This is a genomic window from Mesorhizobium sp. 2RAF21, assembly GCF_052115345.1.
Lineage (GTDB): Bacteria > Pseudomonadota > Alphaproteobacteria > Rhizobiales > Rhizobiaceae > Mesorhizobium > Mesorhizobium terrae.
Genome location: NZ_JBFRGM010000014.1, coordinates 1 through 24,730, shown reverse-complemented (window position 1 = coordinate 24,730; position 24,730 = coordinate 1). Strand labels below are relative to the sequence as shown.

19 protein-coding genes are annotated in these 24,730 nt (G+C 64.9%); 5 read left to right on the top strand and 14 right to left on the bottom strand.

Annotated elements, in window-relative coordinates; translation table 11 throughout:
• Window positions 1-148: 148 nt before the first annotated feature.
• Window positions 149-1,801 (top strand): lysine--tRNA ligase, encoded by a 1,653-nt coding sequence (locus AB4136_RS22530; RefSeq protein ID WP_024925962.1) that lies wholly within the window; start codon window positions 149-151, stop codon window positions 1,799-1,801.
• Here the strand turns inward: AB4136_RS22530 and AB4136_RS22525 are convergent.
• The 11 genes from AB4136_RS22525 to AB4136_RS22475 form a co-directional block, all read right to left on the bottom strand.
• On the bottom strand, window positions 1,764-2,753 hold the full coding sequence (locus AB4136_RS22525; protein ID WP_024925961.1) for a thermonuclease family protein: 990 nt from the start codon (window positions 2,751-2,753) through the stop codon (window positions 1,764-1,766). The genes AB4136_RS22530 and AB4136_RS22525 overlap by 38 nt on opposite strands.
• Before the next feature lie 8 nt (window positions 2,754-2,761).
• The gene (locus tag AB4136_RS22520) at window positions 2,762-3,412 is read right to left on the bottom strand and encodes a S24 family peptidase (RefSeq protein ID WP_024925960.1); all 651 of its coding nucleotides are present in this window, start codon (window positions 3,410-3,412) and stop codon (window positions 2,762-2,764) included.
• 111 nt (window positions 3,413-3,523) lie between these two features.
• Entirely contained in the window at window positions 3,524-3,937 is a 414-nt protein-coding gene (locus tag AB4136_RS22515; protein ID WP_024925959.1) for a type II toxin-antitoxin system VapC family toxin, read from the bottom strand.
• Window positions 3,934-4,182, bottom strand: coding sequence for a type II toxin-antitoxin system VapB family antitoxin (locus AB4136_RS22510; RefSeq protein WP_024925958.1), 249 nt, complete (start codon window positions 4,180-4,182; stop codon window positions 3,934-3,936). Before AB4136_RS22510 ends, AB4136_RS22515 begins: the two co-directional genes overlap by 4 nt.
• A gap of 105 nt (window positions 4,183-4,287) precedes the next feature.
• Complete coding sequence (locus AB4136_RS22505; protein WP_024925957.1) at window positions 4,288-4,833, bottom strand: thioesterase family protein; 546 nt, start codon at window positions 4,831-4,833, stop codon at window positions 4,288-4,290.
• Between the two features lie 231 nt (window positions 4,834-5,064).
• On the bottom strand, window positions 5,065-7,284 hold the full coding sequence (locus tag AB4136_RS22500) for a 3-hydroxyacyl-CoA dehydrogenase NAD-binding domain-containing protein (RefSeq protein WP_137900280.1): 2,220 nt from the start codon (window positions 7,282-7,284) through the stop codon (window positions 5,065-5,067).
• 22 nt (window positions 7,285-7,306) lie between these two features.
• On the bottom strand, window positions 7,307-8,515 hold the full coding sequence (locus AB4136_RS22495) for an acetyl-CoA C-acetyltransferase (protein ID WP_137900281.1): 1,209 nt from the start codon (window positions 8,513-8,515) through the stop codon (window positions 7,307-7,309).
• 45 nt (window positions 8,516-8,560) lie between these two features.
• A complete protein-coding gene (locus tag AB4136_RS22490; RefSeq protein WP_137900282.1) occupies window positions 8,561-9,193 on the bottom strand; it encodes a glutathione S-transferase family protein in 633 nt (210 codons plus the stop codon).
• 3 nt (window positions 9,194-9,196) lie between these two features.
• Window positions 9,197-10,369: an acyl-CoA dehydrogenase family protein gene (locus tag AB4136_RS22485; RefSeq protein ID WP_024925953.1), complete on the bottom strand. Its 1,173-nt coding sequence runs from the start codon at window positions 10,367-10,369 to the stop codon at window positions 9,197-9,199.
• Between the two features lie 77 nt (window positions 10,370-10,446).
• Window positions 10,447-12,243 (bottom strand): acyl-CoA dehydrogenase, encoded by a 1,797-nt coding sequence (locus tag AB4136_RS22480; protein WP_024925952.1) that lies wholly within the window; start codon window positions 12,241-12,243, stop codon window positions 10,447-10,449.
• 279 nt (window positions 12,244-12,522) lie between these two features.
• Entirely contained in the window at window positions 12,523-12,990 is a 468-nt protein-coding gene (locus AB4136_RS22475) for a MerR family transcriptional regulator (protein ID WP_024925951.1), read from the bottom strand.
• A 442-nt stretch (window positions 12,991-13,432) separates the two neighbouring features.
• On the opposite strand from AB4136_RS22475, the gene AB4136_RS22470 reads away from it, so the two are divergent.
• The 3 genes from AB4136_RS22470 (at window position 13,433) to AB4136_RS22460 (ending at window position 19,110) form a co-directional block, all read left to right on the top strand.
• Window positions 13,433-17,146 carry a peptidoglycan-binding protein gene (locus AB4136_RS22470; RefSeq protein ID WP_024925950.1) on the top strand — a complete coding sequence of 1,238 codons (3,714 nt, stop codon included), beginning with the start codon at window positions 13,433-13,435 and terminating at the stop codon, window positions 17,144-17,146.
• A gap of 189 nt (window positions 17,147-17,335) precedes the next feature.
• Window positions 17,336-18,259, top strand: coding sequence for a sulfite exporter TauE/SafE family protein (locus tag AB4136_RS22465; protein WP_024925949.1), 924 nt, complete (start codon window positions 17,336-17,338; stop codon window positions 18,257-18,259).
• Window positions 18,259-19,110 (top strand): TIGR02186 family protein, encoded by an 852-nt coding sequence (locus AB4136_RS22460; protein WP_024925948.1) that lies wholly within the window; start codon window positions 18,259-18,261, stop codon window positions 19,108-19,110. The genes AB4136_RS22465 and AB4136_RS22460 overlap by 1 nt, the downstream gene beginning before the upstream one ends.
• Before the next feature lie 207 nt (window positions 19,111-19,317).
• Here the strand turns inward: AB4136_RS22460 and AB4136_RS22455 are convergent, their stop codons facing one another.
• Window positions 19,318-19,515, bottom strand: a complete 198-nt coding sequence (locus AB4136_RS22455) for a hypothetical protein (protein WP_024925947.1) — start codon at window positions 19,513-19,515, stop codon at window positions 19,318-19,320.
• A gap of 32 nt (window positions 19,516-19,547) precedes the next feature.
• Between AB4136_RS22455 and AB4136_RS22450 the strand changes: the two genes are divergently transcribed.
• On the top strand, window positions 19,548-20,738 hold the full coding sequence (locus AB4136_RS22450; protein WP_024925946.1) for an MFS transporter: 1,191 nt from the start codon (window positions 19,548-19,550) through the stop codon (window positions 20,736-20,738).
• A gap of 70 nt (window positions 20,739-20,808) precedes the next feature.
• On the opposite strand, the gene pdeM is transcribed toward AB4136_RS22450, so the two are convergent.
• Window positions 20,809-21,480, bottom strand: coding sequence for a ligase-associated DNA damage response endonuclease PdeM (gene pdeM, locus AB4136_RS22445; RefSeq protein WP_244431220.1), 672 nt, complete (start codon window positions 21,478-21,480; stop codon window positions 20,809-20,811).
• Between the two features lie 41 nt (window positions 21,481-21,521).
• A complete protein-coding gene (locus tag AB4136_RS22440) occupies window positions 21,522-24,242 on the bottom strand; it encodes a ligase-associated DNA damage response DEXH box helicase (RefSeq protein WP_024925944.1) in 2,721 nt (906 codons plus the stop codon).
• Between the last annotated feature and the right edge of the window lie 488 nt (window positions 24,243-24,730).

The window sequence follows — 24,730 nt, the reverse complement described above, 5'->3', positions numbered from 1 at the left end:
CGTTCGGGTTGGTGGGTCGGTCCTCCCAAGCTAGGAACGCCACCCGCCCGCAACAAGGAAAAATGCCCGAAATCGTTGACGCTCCGGTGCAGCGCGCCTAGAGCATGCCGTCCGGCAGCGTGGCCGGGCTTGTTTCAAGGCAGACGAAATGGCCATATCCAACTCGATCGATCTCAATCCCGAACTCCTCGCGGCGGCCGCCGAAAGCAAAGCCTGGCCGTTCGAGGAAGCGAAAAAGATCGTCGAGCGTTATAAAGGCCGCGACTTCCCCGAGACAGTGCTGTTCGAGACGGGCTACGGCCCGTCGGGCCTGCCGCATATCGGCACGTTCGGCGAGGTGGCCCGCACCACCATGGTGCGGCACGCCTTCCACGTGCTGACGCAAGGCAAGGTCAAGACCAAGCTGCTGTGCTTCTCCGACGACATGGACGGCATGCGCAAGATCCCGGACAACGTGCCGGACCGCGCAGCCCTCGAGCCCTACCTGCACATGCCGTTGACGGTCGTGCCGAACCCCTTCGGCGGCGATTACGAAAGCTTCGGCCATCACAACAACGCGATGCTGCGCCGCTTCCTCGACACGTTCGGCTTCGACTACGAGTTCGCCAGCGCGACGGACTACTACAAGTCCGGCCGCTTCGACGAAGTGCTGCTGCGCGCGGCGGAGAAATACGACGCCATCATGAAGGTGATGCTGCCGACGCTCGGCGAAGAACGCCAGGCGACCTACAGCCCGTTCCTGCCGATCTCGCCCACCAGCGGCCGCGTGCTCTACGTGCCGATGAAGCATGTCGACGCCAAGGCCGGCACCATCACCTTCAACGACGAGGACGGTACGGAAACGACGCTGCCGATCACCGGCGGCAAGGTGAAGCTGCAGTGGAAGCCGGATTTCGGCATGCGCTGGGCGGCACTCGGCGTCGATTTCGAGATGTTCGGCAAGGACCACCAGACCAACGCCGTCATCTACGACAAGATCTGCAACATCCTCGGCGGCCGCGCGCCCGAGCACTTCGTGTACGAGCTCTTCCTGGACGAGAACGGCCAGAAGATCTCGAAGTCGAAGGGCAACGGGCTGACCATCGACGAATGGCTGACCTATGCGCCGACCGAGAGCCTCGGGCTCTATATGTACCAGCGCCCGCGCCAGGCCAAGAAGCTCTATTTCGACGTCATCCCGAAGGCGGTGGACGAGTACTATTCCTTCCTCGCCGCCTATCCGCGCCAGGAGTGGAAGGAGCGGCTGGGCAACCCGGTCTGGCATATGCATGACGGCAACCCGCCTGTCGTCGACATGCCGGTCTCCTTCGCACTGCTGCTCAACCTGGTCAGCGCCTCGAACGCGCAGAACAAGGATGTGCTGTGGGGTTTCATCTCGCGCCATGCGCCGGGTGTGACGGCCGCCACCCATCCCGAGCTCGACCGGCTGACCGGCTACGCGATCCGCTATTTCGACGACTTCGTCAAACCGACCAAGGTCTACCGCGCGCCGGACGAGGTGGAACAGGATGCGCTGGCCAAGCTGTCGGATACGCTCGGCGCCTTGCCGGCTGGCGCCAATGGCGAGGCGATCCAGAACGCGACCCTCAATGTGGCGCGCCACATCGAGCGCTACCAGGATCATGCCAAGCAGAGCCCGGAAGGCGGGCCGGGCGTGTCGGTCGCCTTCTTCCAGATGATCTACCAGGTGCTGATCGGCCAGGAGCGCGGCCCACGCTTCGGTTCCTTCGCCGAACTCTACGGCATCGCCGAGACGCGCGACCTCATTGCGCGGGCGCTGGCGGGAAAGCTCGCAGCGTAGGATCGCCGCCGGGCACCTGCCCGGCAGGAGGACGAACATCCGGTGCCGTCGGATCGGCGACACCGGTTTCGTCCAGGATCGTGTCCGGTACCGTCGCCGGCGCTGAAACCGGCGCCGGCGACGGCGGCAACCCGCCGAGATCCGGTGCCTTGCCGAAAATGCCCTTCTTCTCGGTTCGCGCCTTGTTGCCGGCTTCCGCATAGCGACCACTGGCGCTGGCGCGTGCCCAGCCGTTCGAAACCAGCCACCGGCCGATATCAACCTTGCCGACGCGGCAATCGGCCGAGATCAGGTCGCGCCCGCCTTCCGGCGGTACGGTGCAGGTCACCGCGCGATGCCCGAGGAACGCCCGGAAGGCCGAGCGCGCGCGCAAGCCGCACGGCCAGGACTTTCCGGCCTCGTCGGTGCAGGTCTCGTCCTCGGCGACGATGTCGATGCCCGACACCGCCACCGAATAGCCTTTCGCGTCGATGCGCCCGGCCGCCGGCGCAACCGGCTGATAGAGCGGCGTGCCTTTCCATTCGTCCGGCATTTTGGGCTTGGGTGGCAGCGCGAGCGAGAGCTTGCTCAGCGGCGCGCGCGGCTCGATCCGCTGCAGCGCCCCGGTATCGCTCGGCGGCGGCGCCGTCATCGGATCGATGGAACGCGACGGAGGCGATGTTTCCGGCTGTCCCGACTGTTGCGAAGGTGGTGTAGCCGCGGCTTCGCCGGGTTGCTGCCCACTCCCTTCCTTGACGGCGGCCGCGGGCTGCTGATTTGTCTCGGCAACGGGTTCGCCGGTTTCTGCACTACCATCGCCCGTCGGCGCGTCGCCCAACGCATCGAGCGACGGAATGTCTTCCGATGAAATCGCGATCTTCGTGCCATGGTCGGCGATACGCCCGCCTGCGACGATAGCTGCCGCGGCTGCGCCCAGAAAAAGCACGGCGGCGGTGGCGTGGATCAGCCTCACGCCGGCGCCTACTGGCTTGCCCAGACGATCCGCGCCACCCACTCGACCTCGACCATGGCAATGTCGCGGTTGGGATGATCCGGATTGAGCGAGAGCAGCGAAATCAACGCCGCCGTCTGGCGCTCCAGAACCTTGGCCATGACCTCGCCGGAGCCGGTCTTGACAACGACGCGGTCGCCCCGGCGCACGACGGCGCCCGGTTCCACGATCAGCACGTCGCCATTGCGGTAAAGCGGCAGCATCGAATCGCCCTGGACCTTCAGGGCGTATGCCGTATCGGTCGATTGCGCCGGCAATTCGACAAGGTCCCAGCCCTGGCCGACCGGGAAACCGGCATCGTCGAAATAGCCGCCCGCGCCGGCCTGCGCGAAACCGACCAGCGGCACCGCTTTTTGCGAGGAACGCCCGGAGCCGGTCATGGCCGGCGTCCTGTTCTCGACCAGCGCCATGAACTCATTCAGCGTGGCGCCGGTGGCCTCGATGATCTTGGCCAGCGATTCGGTGGAAGGCCAGCGCGGGCGCCCGTCCGACGACTGCCGCTTCGACTTGTTGAAAGCCGTGGAATCGAGGCCCGCGCGCTTGGCGAGACCCGAGGCCGACAGCGAATAACGCTCCGCAAGGGCGTCTATCGCGGCCCATACACGATCATGCGAGAGCACGGCCGGCTCCGTTCAAACAGGAAAAAATACCTCTTTTCGACTTCTAGCTCCTGCTTGACGCCCTGTCCAGATGAAAGCCGCGATCATGCAACAACAAGTGTGAGAGGCGTATCAAAATACCCAGGGCGAGACGAGATCGAGGCCGGTATCCGCGAAATCCTTGAGATTGCGTGTCGCAAGGCGCCCGCCATTGACGCGCGCAATCGCGGCAATCATGCCATCCGGCGCCGCCATTGCGCGCCCGCGCAAAACGGCGTCGCCCATGATTTCACCATAGGCAAGGGCGGCTTCCTCGGTCAGCCCGAAAATACGTCCGGCGAAACGGCGGCGCCATTCCAACAAACCTTGTTCCAGCCGATCCGCACGTTGATCGGGCCGAATCTTGCGGATGCCGAAAGCAATCTCACCGATGACAATCGTTGGCAGGGCGATCTCGGCATCGAAGCGCGTCAACCAAGCGACAACGGCCGGGTCCGGAGCCTTTCGCAACGTTTCCGAAACCACGTTGGTATCCAGAAAGATCAAAGGTCGGGCCCTGTATGAGGCTTGCGCCCGCTCCGGATCACAGCGTCCAGATCAATGTCGGTGCCATGATCGGAAGAAAGTCGCGTATAGAATGCGGCAGCCGGCTCGCGGCCCGTCTCCCGCACTTCGTAAGCTTCCAAGGCGCGTTCGACGATATCCGCGATCGATCGCTGTTCGCGGCGAGCCAGCCGGTGGGCAAGATCGCGCGCCTTTGCGCTGCGCACGGAAAGTTGGGGTTCGGCCATGGGCGCCTCCTCTATCGTCTCAATATAGAGCAACGCGCCCAGCCATCAAGATGGCAAGAGATGGCTTGCCATCCCCCTTTTATCCCAAGGACGGGGTCAGCTGGATCACCCGCCGCTCTTCACCGCGGCGCGCAGCCCCTGGTGCGAGGCCATGAAAGCCTGTTCGGCCGCCGTCGGCGCGCGCGGCTTGATGTCGTAGCCGAGGGCGGCGGTGAGTTCCTGGATGTCGATAAAGCGGCGGCCGGCGCGGTCATAGACGCCGGCGGTCGTCTTCATCAGCGCTGCGGTCTCGCCATTGTCGAGCACGAAGCGATGCGAGCCGAGTACCTGCGTGCCTTCCCAGGTCTCGATCGAGGACACCACTTCGAAGCGGCGCCATAGCCTGATCTCGCGCACGTAGACGGTCTGCAGGCCGCCCAGCATCGGCGCCCAGCCCTTCTTGCGCGCCAGCGCGATCAGGCCGGCGCGGATGAAGATGTCGATGCGGCCGAGGTCGGCCAGCATCATGTAGCGGGCATTGTTGAGATGCACGTTGAAGTCGATATCGGTCGGCAGGCAGCGGAAACCCAGTCGGCTTTCGTCGCCCATCTTGTAGGGACCGCGCGATTTCGCCGTCAGCGCCATGCGTGCGAGACGCGGCCATACATACATGATGAAACTTCCCTTCCTTCTCCCCGTTCACGGGGAGAAGGTGGCCCGAAGGGCCGGATGAGGGGCTCCGGAATATCGCAAGGCAGGTGTCGCCCCTCACCTGCCTGTCAAGTGGGCCCTCCGCTATCGCTTCGGGCGTTCTTCACTCGAAAAGCCAAGCATTTGGCTTTTCGTCCGCTTCGTGGAGCGCTCTTCACCCCCCGTGAACGGGGAGAGGAACGATGTTTCGACTTATGCCGCCTTCTTGACCTCGCCCTTCGCGTAGGGGTCGAAGCGCTGGTAGAAGGTTTCGCCCTTGTCGGCCATGTCGAGAAGCAGCTTCGGCGCCTTGAACTGCGCGCCATACTTCTTCTGCAGGCCCTTGGCGATCTTGACGAACGCCTTGGCGCCGATGCCGTCGATGTAGGACAGCGCACCGCCAGTATAGGGCGCGAAGCCGAAGGCGAGGATCGAACCGACATCCGCTTCGCGCGGGTCGGTGACGATGCCCTCCTCCATCACGCGCGCGGCCTCCAGCGCGATCGTCACCAGAAGGCGCTGCTTGAGCTCCTCATAGTCGACCTTGTCGGGATCGAGCTGCGGATAGAGACCTTTGAGGCCCGGCCACAGCTTTTTCTTAGCCGGCTTCGGCGGGTAGTCGTAGAAGCCCTTGGCATTCTTGCGGCCGAGGCGTTCATGCTTGTCGACCAGCGTGTTGATCAGCGCGAACTGCTCCTTGTCGACGGCCTTTTCGCCGAGGTCGCGAATGGTCTGCTTCATGATCTTCTGGGCGAGGTCGATCGCCGTCTCGTCGGTCAGCGCCAGCGGGCCGACCGGCATGCCGGCCGCCTTGGCGGCGTTCTCGATCATCGCCCCCGGCACGCCTTCGATCAGCATCTGGAAGGCTTCAGCCATGTAACGCAGCACGCAACGGTTGACGTAGAAGCCGCGCGTGTCATTGACGACGATCGGCGTCTTCTTGATCGCCCGCACATAGTCGATCGCCGTGGCGACGGCCTTGTCGCCGGTCTTCTTGCCGAGGATGATCTCGACCAGCATCATCTTGTCGACGGGCGAGAAGAAGTGGATGCCGACGAAGTTCTTCGGCCGCACCGAGTTCTTGGCCAGCGACGAGATCGGAATGGTCGAGGTGTTGGAAGCGAAGATCGCGGACGACTTCAGCGCGGCCTCGGCCTTCTCGGTCGCGCCCTTCTTGACTTCCGAATCCTCGAACACCGCCTCGACGACGAGATCGCAGCCGGCAAGGTCGGCATAATCGGCGGTCGGCGTGATCAGCGACAGCAGCTTGTCCTTCTCTTCCGGCTTGGCGCGGCCTTTCTTGACCTGCTCGGAAATCAGCGCGTCCGAATGCGCCTTGCCCTTCTCGGCCGACGGCAGGTCGCGGTCGAGCAGAACGACCGGGATACCGGCCTTGGCGGTGACATAAGCGATGCCGGCGCCCATGAAGCCGGCGCCGAGGACGCCGATCTTCTTGAACTTCGTCTCCGGCACGCCTTCCGGCCGCCGCGCGCCCTTGTTCAGCTCCTGCAGCGACACGAACAGCGAGCGGATCATTGCCGCCGCTTCCTTGCTCTGCAGGATTTCGGTGAAGTAGCGCGTCTCGATCCGCAGCGCGGTGTCGAACGGCACCAGCAGGCCTTCGTAGACGCATTTCAGGATCGCCATCGCGGCCGGGTAATTGCCATAGGTCTCGCGACGCAGAATGGCGATGGCCGGCGGCCACAGATTGGCGCCTGCGACCGAATAGATCGGGCCGCCGGGCAGCTTGAAGCCCTTCTCGTCCCATGGCGCCACCGGCTTCAGGCCGTTCCTGATCATCGCCTTGGCGGTCTCGACCAGCTTGGCCGGCTCGGCGACTTCGTGGATCAGGCCCATCGCCTTGGCCTTCTGAGCGGTCAGGTTCTTGCCGGTGGTCAGCATCTCCAGCGCGCCTTGCGTGTCGGTGAGCCTCGGCACGCGCTGCGTGCCGCCGGCGCCCGGGAAGATGCCGACCTTCACTTCGGGAAGCGCCATCTTAACCTTGTCGGTGTCGGCGGCGACGCGGCCATGGCAGGCCAGCGACATTTCGAAGGCGCCGCCCATGCAGGTGCCGTTGATGGCCGACACCCACGGCTTGCCGCAGGTTTCCAGCTTGCGGAACAGGCCGGTCATGAAGCCGACATTCTCGAACAGCGTCTTGGTGGCCTTTTCCTTGTCCGTCACCTTGTCCTTGGCGAAGGTGCCCAGCATCTGCTGCAGCATGGTGAGGTCAGCGCCGCCCGAGAAGCTGTCCTTGCCGGACGTGATGACCGCGCCCTTGACCGCGGCGTCCGCCACCACCTGGTCGATGATGGCGTTGAGTTCACGCATCACCTCTTCGGTGAAGACGTTCATGGAGCGGCCCGGCATATCCCAGGTAACGAGCGCGATGCCGTCGGCGTCGGTCTCGACCGAAAAGTTCTTGTAGGTCATTGTCTTCTCCTTCCGGTCGAAATCAGACGCGCTCGATGATCGTCGCGGTGCCCATGCCGGCGCCGATGCACAACGTCACCAGCGCGGTGTTGAGGTTGCGGCGCTCCAGTTCGTCGAGCACCGTACCGAACACCATGGCGCCGGTGGCGCCGAGCGGATGGCCCATGGCGATGGCGCCGCCATTGACGTTGATCTTGTCATGCGGAATGTCGAAAGCCTGCATGTAGCGCAGCACGACGCTGGCGAAGGCCTCGTTGAGCTCGAACAGGTCGATGTCCGAAAGCTTCATCTTGGCGCGCGCCAGCAGCTTCTCGGTCACGTCGACCGGGCCGGTCAGCATGATCGCCGGTTCCGAGCCGATATTGGCGAAGGCGCGGATGCGGGCGCGCGGCTTCAGGCCCATCGCCTTGCCGCCCTTCTTGGAACCGAGCAGCACGGCTGCGGCGCCGTCGACGATGCCGGAAGAATTGCCGGCGTGGTGGACGTGGTTGACCTCTTCCAGCTCCGGATAACGCTGCACGGCGACCGCGTCGAAACCGCCCATTTCGCCGGGCATCACGAAGGACGGGTTGAGCGAAGCCAGCGACTGCATGTCGGTCGAGGGCCGCATATGCTCGTCATGGTCGAGGATGGTCAGGCCGTTCTGGTCCTTGATCGGCACGACGGAGTTCTTGAAGTAGCCCTTCTGCCAGGCATTCGCCGCGCGCTTCTGGCTTTCCACCGCATAGGCGTCGACGTCGTCGCGCGAGAAGCCATGCTTGGTGGCGATCAGGTCGGCCGAGATGCCTTGCGGCACGAACCAGCCAGGGAAGCCGACCGAAGGGTCCATGAACCAGGCGCCGCCCGAGGCACCCATGCCAACGCGGCTCATCGATTCCACGCCGCCGGCAATCACGATGTCGTCGGCGCCCTGCGCGATCTTGGCCGCGCCCAGGTTGATGGCATCGAGACCGGACGCGCAGAAACGCGACAGCTGCATGCCCGGCGCCTTGGTGTCGTAGCCCGCCTCGAAGGCGGCGGCGCGCGGGATCACCGAGCCGGCTTCGCCGACAGGATCGACGCAGCCGAAGATGATGTCGTCGACCGAACCGGTGTCGAGCCCGTTGCGGTCGCGCAGCGCTTCCAGCACCTTCGCGCCGAGACGCACCGCCGGCACTTCGTGCAGCGATCCGTCCTTCTTACCCTTGCCGCGCGGCGTGCGCACGGCGTCAAAGACATAAGCGTCGGCCATTTCAGTCTCCTTTGGTTCTCGGCTTTCCGCGCAAGCTCGACCTCGTCACAACCCCGACGGCATAAGCGCCTCGGGAGGCGCCCAGCCGGGAAGGTTGCGGATGCGGTCGAGCCAGCGCGCGATGGCCGGATAATCGTTCCAATTCACATCGATCTGGTCTGGCCAGAACAGGTAGCCGCAAAGCGAAATGTCGGCGATGGTCGGCCGCGGTGCCGCGACCCAGTCGCGATCGGACAGATGCGCGTCGAGGATCTTCCAGGAATCCTTGGCGCGCGCATAAATGAATTCGGCGGCTGGATCGCCCACCTTCTTGCGGAAGAACCGCATGAAGCGCTCGGAGGCAGTGTTGCCGGTCAGCTTGTGGTTGTCGAACAGAATCCAGCGCAGGATCTCGAATTCCTCGGCCTCGGTCTCATGGCCATACCTACCAAAGCGGCGCGACAGATAGATGAGGATGGCGCCGGACTGGCTGAGGATGAAATCGCCGTCGGGCCGATGATGCCTGAGCACCGGCGCCTCGCCCATGACATTGACTTTGCGATAGTCGGCCGTGCGGGTCTGGCCGCCGAAAAAGGCGACGCGTTCCGGCTTCCAGTCACCACCGCAGAGCGTAAGCAGCAAGGCGACCTTGTAGGAATTGCCGCTCTCCGCAAAACAATGGAGGGTGAACTCGGCCATGCCTCACAGACTCCTGGAGATCAGCATCTTCATGATCTCGTTGGTGCCGCCATAGATGCGTTGCACTCGGGCGTCGCGCCACATGCGCGCGATGGGATATTCGTTCATGTAGCCATAGCCGCCGTGCAATTGCAGGCATTCGTCGACGACCTTGCCCTGCAGATCGGACAACCAGTACTTGGCCATCGACGCGGTGACGGGATCGAGGCCGCCGGCAACGTGGCGGGTAACGCAATCATTGTAGAAGACACGGCCGATGGTGATCTCGGTCTTCAGCTCGGCCAGCTTGAACTGGGTGTTCTGGAAATCGAGGATCGCCTTGCCGAAGGCCTTGCGTTCCTTGACGTAGTCGATGGTCAGCGCCAGCGCGCGTTCGGCCATGGCAATCGCGCCGGTGCCGATCTGCAGGCGCTCCTGCGGCAATTGCTGCATGAGCTGGATAAAGCCCTGCCCCTCCTCGGAACCAAGCAGGTTGGACGTCGGCACACGCACGTCCTCGAAGAACAGTTCCGAGGTGTCGTTGGCCTTCAGGCCGATCTTGTCGAGGTTGCGGCCGCGCTTGAACCCTTCGACCTCGTCGGTTTCGACCACGATGAGCGACGTGCCCTTGGCTCCCTTGGCGGGATCGGTCTTGGCGACGACGATGATGAGGTTGGCATGCTGGCCGTTGGTGATGAAGGTCTTGGAGCCGTTGATGCGGTAGTGGTTGCCGTCCTTCTCGGCGCGGGTTTTCACACCCTGCAGGTCCGAGCCGGCGCCGGGCTCGGTCATGGCGATGGCGCCGATCAGTTCGCCGCTCGCCATCTTCGGCAGCCACTTTTTCTTCTGCTCTTCCGAGCCGTAGTGGAGGATGTAGGGAGCGACGATCGAATTGTGCAGGGCGATGCCGAAACCGTCGACGCCGACATGGCCCATCGCCTCGATGATGGCGCTCTCATGGGCGAACGTGCCGCCCGAACCGCCATATTCCTCCGGCATGGAGGCGCAGAGCAGGCCGTTGGCGCCGGCCTTTTCCCAGGCCGAACGATCGACGATCTCGTTCTTCTCGTAGTCGTCGTAATGCGGCGCGATCTCGTCCGCCATGAAGCGGCGCGCCATGTCGTAGAGCATGGTGACATCCTCGCCGGCCCAGGCGGGCTTCGGCAGCGACAGGACGTCGGCGGGATTGGTTGCCATGGAATGCTCCCTGTTTACCGCACCATAGAGATATAGGTCATTTGTTCAATCGTGAACAGATGACCGGATGTCATTGCTCAGAACGCCTCCGCCGGCAGGGCCATCATCGTCTCCGCACCAGAGGAAAGGCGCGCCAGATGCGCCGCGGTCTCCGGCATGACGCGCTCCATGAAGTAGCGGCCCGTCACCAGCTTGTTGTCATAGAAAGATGTCGATCCGTTGGCGCCGTCGGCAAGCTTGCCCTGCGCGGTCTTGGCCATCTGGGCCCACATATAGCCGAGCGCGACCAGGCCGAAGAGATGCAGGAAGTCGGTCGAGGCGGCACCGGCATTGTCGGGGTTCTTCATGCCGTTCTGCATCAGCCACATCGTCGCCGCTTGCAGGTCGTTCAAACCCTTCTTCAGCGCCTTGGTGTACGGCGCCATCTTCTCGTCGGCGCGGTTCTCCTCGCAGAACTCGCCGACTTCCTTGAAGAAGGCCTGCACGGCACGGCCGCCATTGGCGCCGAGCTTGCGGCCGACGAGGTCGAGCGCCTGGATTCCGTTGGCGCCTTCATAGATCATGGCGATGCGGGCATCGCGCACGAACTGGCTCATGCCGTGTTCTTCGATGTAGCCATGGCCGCCGAACACCTGCTGCGCCATCACGGCGTGTTCGAAGCCCTTGTCGGTGAGCACGCCCTTCACGATCGGCGTCATCAGGCTCATGTGGTCGTCGGCCGCCTGGCGGTCGCTGTCGTCGCCCGAGCGGTGCGCGACGTCGGACTTCAGCGCCGTCCACAGCGTGAAGGCGCGGCCGGCCTCGTTGAAGGCACGCATGGTCATCAAAGAACGGCGGATGTCGGGATGGACGATGATCGGGTCGGCCTTCTTCTCCGGCGCCTTGACGCCGGTGAGCGACCGGCCCTGCAGGCGGTCCTTGGCATAGGCCACCGCGTTCTGATAGGCGACCTCCGACTGCGACAGGCCCTGCAGGCCGACGCCGAGGCGCGCTTCGTTCATCATCGTGAACATTGCCCTGAGGCCGCCATTCGGCTCGCCCAGCAGGGCGCCTTCCGCCTCGTCATAGTTCATGACGCAGGTGGAATTGCCGTGGATGCCCATCTTCTCCTCGATCGAGCCGCAGGAGAGCGTGTTGCGCTCGCCCGGATTGCCGGCGGCGTCGAGCTTGAGCTTGGGCACGATGAACAGCGAAATGCCCTTCACCCCTTCCGGCGCGCCCTCGATGCGGGCCAGCACCAGATGGACGATGTTGTCCGCCATGTCGTGCTCGCCGGCCGAGATGAAGATCTTCTGGCCGGAAATCTTGTAGGTGCCGTCGCCGTTCGGCACGGCCTTGGTGCGCAGCAGGCCGAGATCGGTGCCGCAATGCGGCTCGGTCAGGTTCATCGTACCGGTCCACACACCCTCGACCATCTTCGGCACGAAGGCAGTCTTCTGCTCGTCGGTGCCGTGAGTGAGAATGGCGGCGATCGCGCCCTGGGTAAGCCCCGGATACATCAGCAGCGCCAGATTGGCCGAGACCATATATTCGGCGACGGCGGTGTGCACGGCATAGGGCAGGCCCTGGCCGCCATGCTCGACCGGCGCGGCAAGCCCCATCCAGCCGCCTTCGCAATATTGGCGATAGGCTTCCTTGAAGCCCTTGGGCGTCGTCACCGAGCCGTCGTCGTGACGGACGCAGCCTTCCATGTCGCCGACGCGATTGGTCGGCAGGATGACGTTTTCGGCGAGCCTTGCACCTTCGGCGAGGATCGCTTCCAGCACGTCGCCGGATGCATCGGAAAAGCCGGGAAGATTGGTGTACCGCTCGTAGCCCAGCACCTCGTTCAGCACGAAAAGGGTGTCACGGACGGGCGCCTGGTAGATCGGCATTGCGTCTTCCTCCACTGAAGCAACAACGGGACAGGCCCGCGCCGAGCGGCGTCCGGGCCGATAGTAAGGATCGGATAGCAAATATTGACGTTTGCGTAAACGTCAATATTTGCGCCCGGCCGCTTTTTTGGATGATTTTTCGCTGCCGTAAAGGAAGCGCGCAACGACTTTGACGATCCGCCGACCCGCTTTCGGCAACAAAAAGGCGCGCCGCCACTGGCGACGCGCCTGATCTTGTCTTGCCAATCGCAGACGACATGGCGTCCGCATTGTGCGGTTTCAGTTGGCCGCGGTCGATGTCGCCGCGGCGCGCTCGGCGATCATCTGGCGCACGGAACCCATGGCGCCGCTCAGCTCGTTGATCGCGTCATCGATCAGCGCGCGCTGCTTTTGCAGGCGCAGGATCTGCTTCTCCGACTTGTCGAGCGCCAGGCGAAGCTGCTTGGTGTTCGAGCCGGTCGGATCGTACAGATCCATCATCTGCTTGACCTCGCGCAGCGAGAAACCGACCTTGCGTCCGAGCAGGATCAGTTTCAGGCGCACACGGTCGCGATGCGTATAAAGACGCGTCGCGCCGTCGCGATGCGGGTTCAAGAGCCCCTTGTCTTCATAGAAGCGCAGCGTGCGCAAGGTGACGCCATACTGCTTGGCCATCTCGCCGATGCGAACCAGCTCGTCGTCCGCCTCGCTCGGTGCGGCCTGGGTGTTGCCGGCGATCCCGCCGACGGTGGTGAGTTGAACAGTCATCGATATTCCCCGATGGGACGCGCGGCCCTAAAGCCCGGTGTCGCCTGTGGCGGAAGCGCCGGGGGGCTTTGCTTCCAGAACGCGGTTGCGAAAAAAATTCGCAAGAGACGCATCCGCGCGCCCCTTACGTTTACGTAAAGGATATAGCGATATCGCTTTGGAAATGCAAGTAGGCCCGCCAGAACGGCGCCGGCACGGCGACGGGCGCAAGCTTTTCTCAACGAATCCTGAAGCTTCTTAAGCTTGGTTAACGGCTTGTTTACCACGTTGGGGGAAAGGTGCGGCTGTCGGTCATCCGTGTTTATCCAGTCTCGCTTTGCTCACGGTCTCCGAAGCACGGGCAAAAATCCGGAAGTTCGCCTTCCGCCGCCCCGCGGCTTCGGGTCCCGACTGGGTTAGGGAGCAGTTGGCCAAGGCCAGCCAAATTCGGAACGGGCGTTCGATGAACAGCAAGCGGTCCTATCTCGACACGTTGAACGCCGGCCGGCAACGCCGGCGCCATGCGACGTTGGAAGAACTCAACCGCTCGATGGAAGCGTTGGAGCAGCGGCTCGACCACAATCGCGAAGAGCCCGCCGCCTCCCGCTATGACGAGCCGCGCTACGGCCGCAACCAGCCCTACGGCCAGCCTTACGAATCGCCCCGCGCCAGCCAGCGCCCTTACAGCGAGCCCGCCTATGCGCAGCGGCCGTATGAAGGATCGCGCGGTTATCAGCGCCCCTATGAAGAGCCCCGTCCCTACCGGCAGCGCCCCGCGCAGAGCTTCGACCAGCCTTACCAGTCGATCGCGCGCGACCTCGAACGCATGCGCGGCCAGGAAGACGGTATCGCCCAGGTCGGCAAGATCGCCGGAGAACTGCGCGGCCTGCGCGAGGAATTGCGCCAGCAGATGACCGCCGGGCTGCAGCGCGAATTCCAGTCGTTGCGCAAGGATATCGAACGCGTCTACCAACAGGCCCCGCGCGGCGGCGACAACGCCGAGCTCGGCTTCGAATTCGAACGCCTGTCGGGAGCCATCCGCACGCTGGCCGAAAAGAGCGACGACAAGAGCGTCAACATGCTGCGGCTCGAACTCGAGCAGGTCAGGGGCGCGCTGGACACGCTGGCGCGCGAGGACAGCGTGCAGGCGGTCGACCGGCGCTGGCAGGAATTCGACCGTCGCTGGTCGGCCTTCGAAAACCGGTATGACGACAACGACCGCAAGCGCGGCGACGGCGCCGACGCGCTGGCCGAACGCCTCGAGCAGATCAACGCCGCCGTCAACAAGCTGCCGGAATCGCTGTCGTTGCGCTCGCTCGAAGAGAAGGTGCGTGCTCTGGCCGGCGCCGTCGACCATTTCGCCAGCCAGCAAGGCCGCCGTGGCGGCGACATCTATGGCATGATCGACGAACGCCTGGACGAAATCTCGCGGGCGATCGTCGCCTCCACGGTGGCCGCGCAGTCCAATGCCTTCGACCCGGCGCCGTTCGAACGCATCGAGCAGCGCATCGCCGCGCTCGCGCGGCAGATCGACGAGGTCGCCGACGAACGCCCGCGCGGCGAAGTGCTCGATCACCTCTTCCAGGGTCTCGAACAGCGCTTCGAGACGCTTTCCGGCATCATCGAGCGCCGGCAGGACGACGCGATGCAGCAGGGCAACATGCTGTTCCGCGACATGGAGCGGCGACTGGACGACGTCGCCGACCGGCTGGAGCGCCGGCCGCAGCAAGCCGCTCCGGACAATTCCGGCATCATGGAAGCGATCGACGCCCGCTTCAACGCGCTGGCGCAGCGGCTTGAAAGCCGCGCCACCGAGAGCGCCGGCAAGGAGGCGATCCGCAGCCTCGAAGATCGGCTCGACGATATTTCGAGCCGGCTGGAATTGTCGTCTTCGCAGGTTTCCGGCATCGACCCCGACCTGATCCGCAGCCTGGAGGCGCAGGTCTCCGGCCTGTCCACGCATCTGTCGCGCCCGGGCGCTCCGCTGCCCGAATTCGACGACCTCGGACCGCGCCTCGAAAAGATCGAGGAATCGCTGACCGCCAACCGCGACACCATTCTCGAAACCGCCAGACAGGCGGCCGAAAACGCGGTGCGGGCGCTTGGGCCCACCAATGGCGACACGGTAGCCGTCTCCGGCCTGGCGCAGGACCTGAAGACGCTGGAGGGGCTCACCCGCCGCTCCGACGAGCGCAACATCAAGACCTTCGAGGCGATCCACGACACGCTGCTGAAGATCGTCGACCGCCTGGGCTCGCTGGAGACCGGCGATGCCGTCCTGCCGGCCCCGGTCGCCAAGATCGCGGTGCAGGATGCGCCGGCCCTCGACATGGACGAGCCGCTGCCCTTGTCGGTCGAACCGACGATGCGCGACACCACGCGCACCCCGGCACAGGCGGCCGTCGAAGCCGCTCGGGCCGCTTTGGGCTCCGAAGCCATCGCCCCCGATTCCGAAATCGCCGGCCAGGGCAGGTCGATGTTCGGCGGCCTCGCCCGCGCCTTCAAGATGCGCCGCGAGAACGACGAGCAGCAGCCGATGGCGGCCGCGCCGACGGTCGAGGTGCCGAGCGTCGATCTCGACGAGCCGCTCGAGCCGAAGCTGGTCAACCGGCCGCTCGAACCGGGTTCGGGTGCGCCCGACCTCAGCGCGATCATGAAGCGGGTGCGCGACGAACGCGGCCAGCCGGCCAGACAAGCCCCCGCCGACGCCTCGAAGGCCGATTTCATTGCCGCCGCGCGCCGTGCAGCACAGGCAGCGGCCGCCGAGGCCGAGACACTCAAGCATCAATCGTCGGCGACCGGCTCGGGCAAATCGTTCCGCCTCGGCAATCTGCTCAAGGCGCGGCGCAAGCCGATCCTGATGGCCGCCGCCGCGATCATGCTGGCCCTGGCCGGGCTGCAGCTCGGCAAGGCCTTCCTGTCCGATCCCAAGGAAGTCGCGGTCAACGACACGCCACTGCCCGCCATCGAACGCCAGGTCGAAACCGCATCGGCGGTTCCGACCCTTGCGACGCCGACGAACGAAATCGCCGCCAAGCCAATGCCGGACGATGCATCGGTTCGCGTCATCGCCAAGCAGGAATTCGGGCAACCGAAGGCGGCCGACGATGTCGCGATGCTGCAGGGAGCGGCATCAAACCCCGCGACGCCCGAGCCGGCCGCCAGATCCGTCGAAGCGCAGCCCGCGACGCCGGCGCTGATCGCGGCCCCGGTCACCTTGCCGACGGTCGATGTGCCCGGCATGTCCAGTCCAGGCGTCTCCGACACGGACAAGACCGGCGCCCTGCCTCCGGTGGGCGACACAACCGCTCCGGTCACTGCGGCGATCGACGTTCCGCAGAATATCGGCCCGACCGCCTTGCGTGACGCAGCGGTCGGCGGCGATGCCAAGGCCCTGTTCGAAGTCGGCTCGCGTTACGCGGAAGCGCGCGGCGTCAAGGAAGACATGGTGGCCGCCGCCAAATGGTATGGCGAGGCGGCCGAGCGCGGCTTCGCGCCCGCCGAATACCGCATCGGCAATTTCTACGAAAAGGGCATCGGTGTAACCCGCGACATCGCCAAGTCGAAGGAATGGTACCGGCGCGCCGCCGAGAAGGGCAATGCCAGCGCCATGCACAATCTGGCGGTTCTGTTCGCGATGGGCGCCGACGGCGCCGCCGACAACGAGGCGGCGACCCGCTGGTTCCAACAGGCTGCGGATCTCGGCGTCAAGGACAGCCAGTTCAATCTCGGCATCCTCGCCGCCAAGGGCGTCGGCATGCCGCAGAATCTGGAAGAGTCCTACAAATGGTTCGGGCTGGTGGCCAAGACCGGCGACAAGGACGCCACCGCCAAGCGCGACGAGATCGCCAAGGCGCTGCGCCCCGAACAGCTCGAACGCGCCCGTCAGACCGTCGAACTGTGGAAGCCGAAGGCGCTGGATGCCGAGGCCAACAACACCGACATGCCGAGCGCATGGCAGGACGCGCCAACGACCATGGCAAGCCTCGACATGAAGAAGGCGGTGCAGAACATCCAGCGCATCCTGTCGAAGAACGGCTATGATTCCGGCGGTACCGACGGTGTCATGGGCGACAGGACCAAGAAGGCGATCATGGCTTTCCAGACCGACAACGGCCTGCCGGCGACGGGATCGGTCGACGAGAAGCTGGTCAAGGCGCTGCTGGCGCGCAAATAGCACGGCGGGTGTCGCCGGCGCGACGCCCTTGCCATCAAATTGCCTGCCAACTGATTGAAGTGGTTTTTGTTTCGGCACCGTGGCGCGGGTTTTCCCGGCCGCGGCGCCGACGCAAGAACGAATTAGCTTTTCGGTGCTATACGGGCAGAGGCTCTGTCGCCGCAACGCTGGATTGATCGAGACTGACGGGTGGGTATCTATCTCCCGATCGCGGAAATATCCGTCAATATCGTGGTGCTGCTCGCCATGGGCGCAGCGGTGGGCTTTCTGTCGGGCATGTTCGGGGTCGGCGGCGGTTTTCTGATCACGCCGCTTTTGATCTTCTACAACATTCCGCCGGCGATCGCGGTCGCCACCGGCGCCAACCAGGTCATCGCCTCCTCCTTCTCCGGCGCGCTGTCGCACATGAAGCGCGGCACGCTCGACTTCAAGCTTGGCGGAGTGCTGTTGGCCGGCGGTATCGTCGGCTCGACGGCCGGTATCTATGTGTTCGGCCTGCTGCGGGCGATCGGCCAGCTCGACCTGTTCATCTCGCTGCTCTACGTGATCCTGCTTGGCACCGTCGGCGGGCTGATGCTGGTCGAAAGCGTCAACGCCTTGCGGGCCACCAACAACGGTGCGGCGCCGACGTTGAAGAAATCCGGCCAGCACAACTGGATCCACCGCCTGCCGCTGAAGGTGCGCTTCCGCGCCTCGAAGCTGTTCGTCAGCATCATCCCGGTGCTGGGGCTGGGTGCGGCGATCGGCTTCCTGTCGTCCATCATGGGTGTCGGCGGCGGCTTCATCATGGTGCCGGCGCTGATCTATCTCCTGAAGGTGCCGACCAACGTCGTCATCGGCACCTCGCTGTTCCAGATCATCTTCACATCGGCCTACACGACGCTGGTGCACGCCACCACCAACCAGACGGTGGATGTGATGCTGGCTTTCCTGTTGATGGTGGGCGGCGTCGCCGGCGCGCAATATGGCGCCAAGGCCGGCCAGCGGCTGCGCGGCGAACAGCTGCGCGCCCTGCTCGCGCTGCTGGTGCTGGCGGTTGCGATCCGACTGGCCATAGACCTGTTCGTGACGCCACCAAACCTCTACTCGCTGACCGGGGCGGGATTGATCTGATGGCGCGGTTCGCCCCGCCGGCCGCGCTGCTGGAGCGTTTCCGTTTTTCACGGAAACGCGGAAAAGCGCTACACACTTTTCCTGGAATTGCTCTGGCGCTGGTGCTCGCCACCGCAATGCCGACGGCCGCGCAATCGCCGCATCAGGAAGGCATCCAGATCGGCCTTTCCACCGACAAGGTGATGATCACCGCCGGCTTCAGCGGCGCCGACCTCACCATTTTCGGCGCGCTGGAAGACGCCGATGCGCAAGTGGCGCGCCAGGGCCGCTACGACGTCATCGTGGTGCTGGAAGGGCCGGCGCGCCCCGTGGTGGTGCGGCGCAAGGATCGTGTGCTCGGCGTCTGGATCAATCTCGAATCCGAAACCTTCGAGAACGTGCCGGTTTCCTATTCGATCGCCACGACGCGGCCGTTCCAGGACGTCACCGAACCGGCCAGCTACAAGCAGCTGTCGCTCGGCGCCAACAACATCTTCATGCAGCCGGCCGATACCGGCCAGAGCCCCGCCACCATCGAGGAATTCACCGCCGCGCTGCGCGAGCGCAAGACCGCGACCGGCCTCTACAGCGAAAATGTCGGCGGCGTGCAGTTCCTGTCGCAGAACCTGTTCCGCGCCTCCGTGCGACTGGCCCCCAACGTGCCGGTGGGCACGCACAAGGCGCGCGCCTTCCTGTTCAAGAACGGCGTCTTCGTGAAGGAAAGTTCGGCGCAGCTGGAAATCCGCAAATCCGGTTTCGAACAATCGATCTTCCGCGCCGCGCACGACTATTCCTTCCTCTACGGCCTGTTCGCCATCAGCCTCGCCATGATCACCGGCTGGCTCGGAAGGCTCATCTTCCGCAAGGATTGATCAAACGAAGCCTTGGAGACCCCAGGCCGCGGGCACATGGCCTTTTGCCACGGTCGCAACGACGCGAGTTGCTGCCCAATCGCCTGGCTGGGCTGTCAAAGGGCCAGCCTTTTCACTCAGCCTTGCTGCAACTTGTGCAGATAGGCGCAAAACGTATCGGCCATGGCGTCGGCATAGGCCTCGCACCTGTCGATGAGATTCTGACGCTTAGGCCGGGTCGAACACGTTGAGCGAGCCGGTATAGGCGTCGAAGGCTGACATGATCGTGCGGCCACGGCCGCGGCCGCCGCCGTCGCCGGCGACGCAGCGGCAGCAGCCTGGCGAGAGCAGCGGTTCTGCACCATGCGCTCCAAGGCACTGGCAGCATTGCCCTCCCACGCGCAAGGCGATATTGCGGCGCAGCATAACGTTGCGCAACGCAGCGCAGGAGCGGCCCGATGTCCGACGCAGCAATCCTCAAAGGCGAACCGGCGGTGCAGCCCTGGCTGGTGATGCTGGCGCTCGCCATCGGCGGCTTCGCCATCGGCTCGACCGAATTCGCGGCCATGAGCCTGCTGCCCTATATCGCGGCCGGGCTCGGCATCGATGAGCCGAAGGCGGCGCACGCGATCAGTGCCTATGCGCTGGGGGTGGTCGTCGGCGCGCCGATCATTGCCGTGTTGTCGGCCCGCGTTCCGCGCCGCACCCTCTTGATGGCCCTGATGGCCGCCTATGGCATAACCAACTGCCTGACCGCGCTCGCGCCCAACTATGAATGGCTGCTTGTCCTGCGTTTCCTCAGCGGCATGCCGCACGGCGCCTATTTCGGCGTCGCGGCACTCGTCGCGGCATCGCTGGTTGGCCCGAAGGAACGGACCACCGCCATCGCACGCGTCATGCTTGGCCTGACAGTGGCGACGATCATCGGCGTCCCGGCGGCGACCTATCTCGGCCAGGTATTCGGCTGGCAAGCGGGCTTTGCCCTGACCGGCTTTCTGGCGCTGGCGACCTTCATCATGGTTGCCCTGTTCGCACCACGCGACAGGCCCGACGAAGACGCCAGCCCGCTGCGCGAACTCGGCGCCTTCCGCAACCGGCAGGTGCTGTTGACGCTGGCAACCGCCATCGTCGGCTTCGGCGGGCTTTTCGCCGTCTACTCCTACACCGCTTCGACCTTGCTCGCAGTCACCAAGGTCGATCCGCGCCTGGTTCCGCTGGTGATCGGCCTGTTCGGCGTCGGCATGACGCTGGGCAATCTGGTTTCGGCCTGGGCCGCGGACAAGGCGCTGAAGCCGACGGCGACGGTGCTTTTGATCGCCAGTGCTGCCGCCCTCTTCGCTTTCCCTTATTCGGTCGGCGCGCTGTGGTCGATCTCGCTCGTCGTCTTTCTCGTCGGCTGCACAACGGGCCTCGCTATCGTGCTGCAGACCTATCTGATGGATGTCGCGCGCGACGCGCAGACGCTTGCTGCCGCCGCCAACCACAGCGCCTTCAACGTCGCCAACGCCCTCGGCCCCTGGCTCGCCGGCCTCGCCATTTCCGCCGGCTACGGTTTCCCTTCGGCGGGTTATGTCGGCTGCGGCCTGTCGCTGGCCGGGCTCGTGCTCTGGGTCATCACCATGATGGACGCGAAACGGCGGCCGGCATAGGCGGGCGGCGTATGAACCGCTGGGCGATAGCAGCCGGCGTGGCTGCGGCACGTCCAACCAGCGCTCTACCTTACCCTGGCCGCAACATGGCGCTGGAAATGGCGAAGATGCGGTCAGTGCCCAGCATATAGACCATCAGCGCGTCGCGGTTGAACAGGCCGCGATAGGCCGGGTCGAGTACGTTGAGCGAGCCGGTATAGGCGCCGAAGGCAGGCATGATCATGCGTCCGCCGTCGCCGGCAAAGCAGCGGCGGCGCACCGAGCGGCCGCGCTGCACGATGCGCGCGCAGGGATGCAGATGGCCGGCGATCTCGCCTTCGACGCGCTGCCTCGACGGCTCGTGGCGGAACAGCACGGCGCCGACCGCCAGCTCCAGTATAGTCTCGCCGGGCAGGTCGGCCGGCGCTTCCGGGTCATGGTTGCCGGCGATCCAGAACCAGTCGCGCCCGGTCATCAGCCCTTCCAGCCGGGCGCGAAAATCGGGATGCAGGCGTTCGGCGCCTTCACCGTCATGAAAGGAATCGCCCAGGCTGACGACGATCTTCGGCCGGTAATCCTCGATCACCGCCTCGAGGCGCGACAGCGTGGCGACGGTGTCGTAGGGCGGGATCAGCTTGCCGCGCCGGGCGAAGGACGAGCCCTTTTCCAGATGCAGGTCGGAGACGGCGAGCAGGGCAAGGTCGGGGAAGAACAAGGTACCGCGCGGATCGCACAGCGCACGCTCGCCCGAGATGGCGACCATCTCGGCGGCGGGTGCTGTCGATGCGCGCACGGCGGAAAAATTCATCGTGGTCCCATCGCTTCCTCGACCAGATCGGCCACCTCCATCAAGAGCGATTCATTGGCGCCGCCATTGACCGGCTCCTTGCCGATCTCCAGCATCACCGGCACGGCCAGAGGCGAGATGCGGTCGAGCGTCTTATGCACGATTCGACCGCGGATGCGCGAGAGCATGTCGGCCAGCCTCGCGACATCGAGCAGGCCGGCGGCGGCGTCCGTTCGGGTCGCCTGCAAAAGGATGTGGTCCGGCTCGTGGCTGCGCAGCACATCATAGATCAGGTCGGCCGACACCGTCACCTGGCGGCCGCTCTTCTCCTGGCCGGGAAACCGCTTCTCGATCAGCCCGGCAATGACGGCGCAGTTGCGGAAGGTGCGCTTCAGCATCCAGCTGTCGTTCAGCCAGGCGTCGAGATCGTCGCCCAGCATGTCCTCGTCGAACAGTTCGGCCAGCGACGGCTGCCTTGCCTTGAACAGCGCGCCCATGTCGTCCAGCGCCCACACGGCCAGCGAATAGTCGGTGGCGACGAAGCCGAGCGGGCGCGCATTGGCGCGTTCCAGCCGGCGCGTCAAAAGCATGCCCAGCGTCTGGTGCGCCAGCCTGCCCTCGAAGGGGTAACACACCATGTAGTGGCGGTTGCCCTTCGGAAAGGTCTCGACCAAAAGATCGCCCTGTTTCGGCAGCACCGAGCGCAGCTTCTGCATGCCCAGCCACTCCGACACCTGCTCGGGCAGTTTTTGCCAGCGCCCGGGGTCGGCCAGCATGGCGCGCACCTGCTCGGCCAGATAGGTCGAAAGCGGGAACTTGCCGCCGGCATAAGACGGCACGATGATGTTGGCGCCGGTGCCGTTGGAGACGATGCACTCACTTTCGCGGATGCCTTCGAAGCGCAATATTTTGCCGGCAAACAGAAAATTGTCGCCCGGCCGCAGCGTCTCGGCGAAATATTCCTCGATCTTGCCAAGCACCGGCCCGCCGCGCCCGGCCATGCCGCGACCCTGGCGCACATAGCGCACGTTGAGCTCCGGCATCTCGACGATGGTGCCGACATTGAGGCGGTATTGCTGAGCGATGCGCGGATGCGTTACCCGCCACAGTCCCTCCTTGGTGCGACGGATGCGGGCGTAACGCTCGTAACTCTTCAGCGCATAACCGCCGGTGGCGACGAAATCGACGACACGGTCGAAGGTCTCGCGCGCGAGCGCGGCGTAGGGCGCGGCCGAGCACACCTCGGCATAGAGCTGGTCGGCATCGAAGGGCGCCGCGCAGGCGGAACCCAAAACATGCTGCGCCAACACGTCCAGCGTGCCGGCCAGCAGCGGCGGCGTGTCCTGCGCACCGAGATAATTGGCGTCGAGGGCTGCCCGGCATTCCAGCACCTCGAAGCGGTTGGCCGGAATGAGGATGGCCTTCGACGGCTCGTCCATGCGGTGGTTGGCGCGGCCGATGCGCTGGGCAAGCCGGCTCGCGCCTTTCGGCGCGCCGACATGCACGACAAGGTCGACATCGCCCCAGTCGATGCCAAGATCCAGGGTGGAGGTGGCGACGATGGCGCGCAAGGCGTTGTCGGCCATTGCCTTCTCGACGCGCCGCCGCTGGCCCACTTCCAGCGAGCCGTGATGCAGCGCGATCGGCAGCGCGTCCTCGTTGGCCCGCCACAGTTCCTGGAACAGGAGTTCGGCCTGGCTGCGCGTGTTGACGAACAGCAGCGTCATCTTGTGGCGGCGGATCGCCTCGTAGACCTCGGGAATGGCGTAGCGCGCCGAATGGCCCGACCATGGCACGCGCTCGCGCGAATCGAGGATCGAGATGTTTGGCTTGGCGCCGCCGGCGACGGTGATGAGGCCGGCCATGGGGGCGGTGGTCGTTGAAGGAGAGTTGGCGCCATACCCCCTCTCCGTCTCGCCTTGCGGGCGAGCCACCTCTCCCCCGCCTCCGGCAGGGGCGAGGAATCGCTGCCGCGACGCCTGCGCTTCTCCAGCCTGGGTTCCTCGCCCCCACGAATGTGGGGGAGAGGTGGTCTGCGGAGCAGACCGGAGAGGGGGAACGCGCTCGACGCTATTCTCCAAAGCAACCTGCGGCACCAGCCAGCGGCGCAATTCGTCCGGCTCGGCCACGGTGGCGGAAAGGCCGATGGCGGTCAGCTCCGGCACGAAGCTGCGCAGTCTCGCCAGCCCCAGCGCCAAAAGATGGCCGCGCTTGGAGGTCACCAGCGAGTGCAGCTCGTCCAGCACGATGTAGCGCAAATCCTCGAAGAAACGGTCGGCGCCGTTCGACGCGATCAGCAGCGCCAGCTGCTCGGGCGTGGTGAGCAGTATATCCGGCGGCGCCAGCTTCTGACGCTGGCGCTTGTGAGCGGGCGTGTCGCCGGTGCGCGTCTCGATCGTGACAGCCAAGCCGATCTCCTCCACCGGCTTGCCGAGGTTGCGCTCGATGTCGACGGCCAATGCCTTCAACGGCGAGATGTAAAGCGTGTGCACGCCGCGAGGGCGCATGCCGGGTTTATGCCTTGGCCGCTCGGCCAGTTCCGTGAGCGAAGGCAGGAAACCGGCCAGCGTCTTGCCGGCGCCGGTCGGCGCGATCAGCAGCATCGAGCGGCCCGACCGCGCATTGGCCAAGAGCTCCAACTGATGCGCGCGCGGCGACCAGCCCTTGGCCCCGAACCACCGAATGAAGGGTTCGGGGAGCAGGCTGTCTTCGGCAACAAGGCGCGGTTCGGCTTTCACGCCCCAGACCTAGCGCGAGCGTGGGCGCCAGCCAAGCAAAATATGGAACAAAAGGGGATCGCTTTCGCACCACGGCCCGAGCGGGCACCTGGCGCATGCCCCATGATCCTGAATCGCCGCCGACGGTCCGGTTTGCGGGTAGCATCCGTTTCCGCGCCCTGGCTGGCATGCGGCGCCGTGTCGTCGGCGATTTCACCGGCGCGGTGCAGGATGTGGATTGGATGCGTGGAGGAAGACGCAAGCTCAAAGAAAGTACGCTGTCCCTTCAATCCCTTGCCGAAAACCGCACGAAAACCACGCCCGGATTTGCCCACACGTTCGGGGCTTGCACGACAATCAGCCCATCGCCCTCACGGGAACCTGGTGCGCACCGGGTATCAGGGAGGGCGCCGGTGCCGGACTGGCAGCGCTAACGGTGGCGCTGTCTGGTGACGAGCCCTAAGTCCGGGCCCTGGAAAAACCCGGCCGCCGAAAATGGCGGCTTCGAG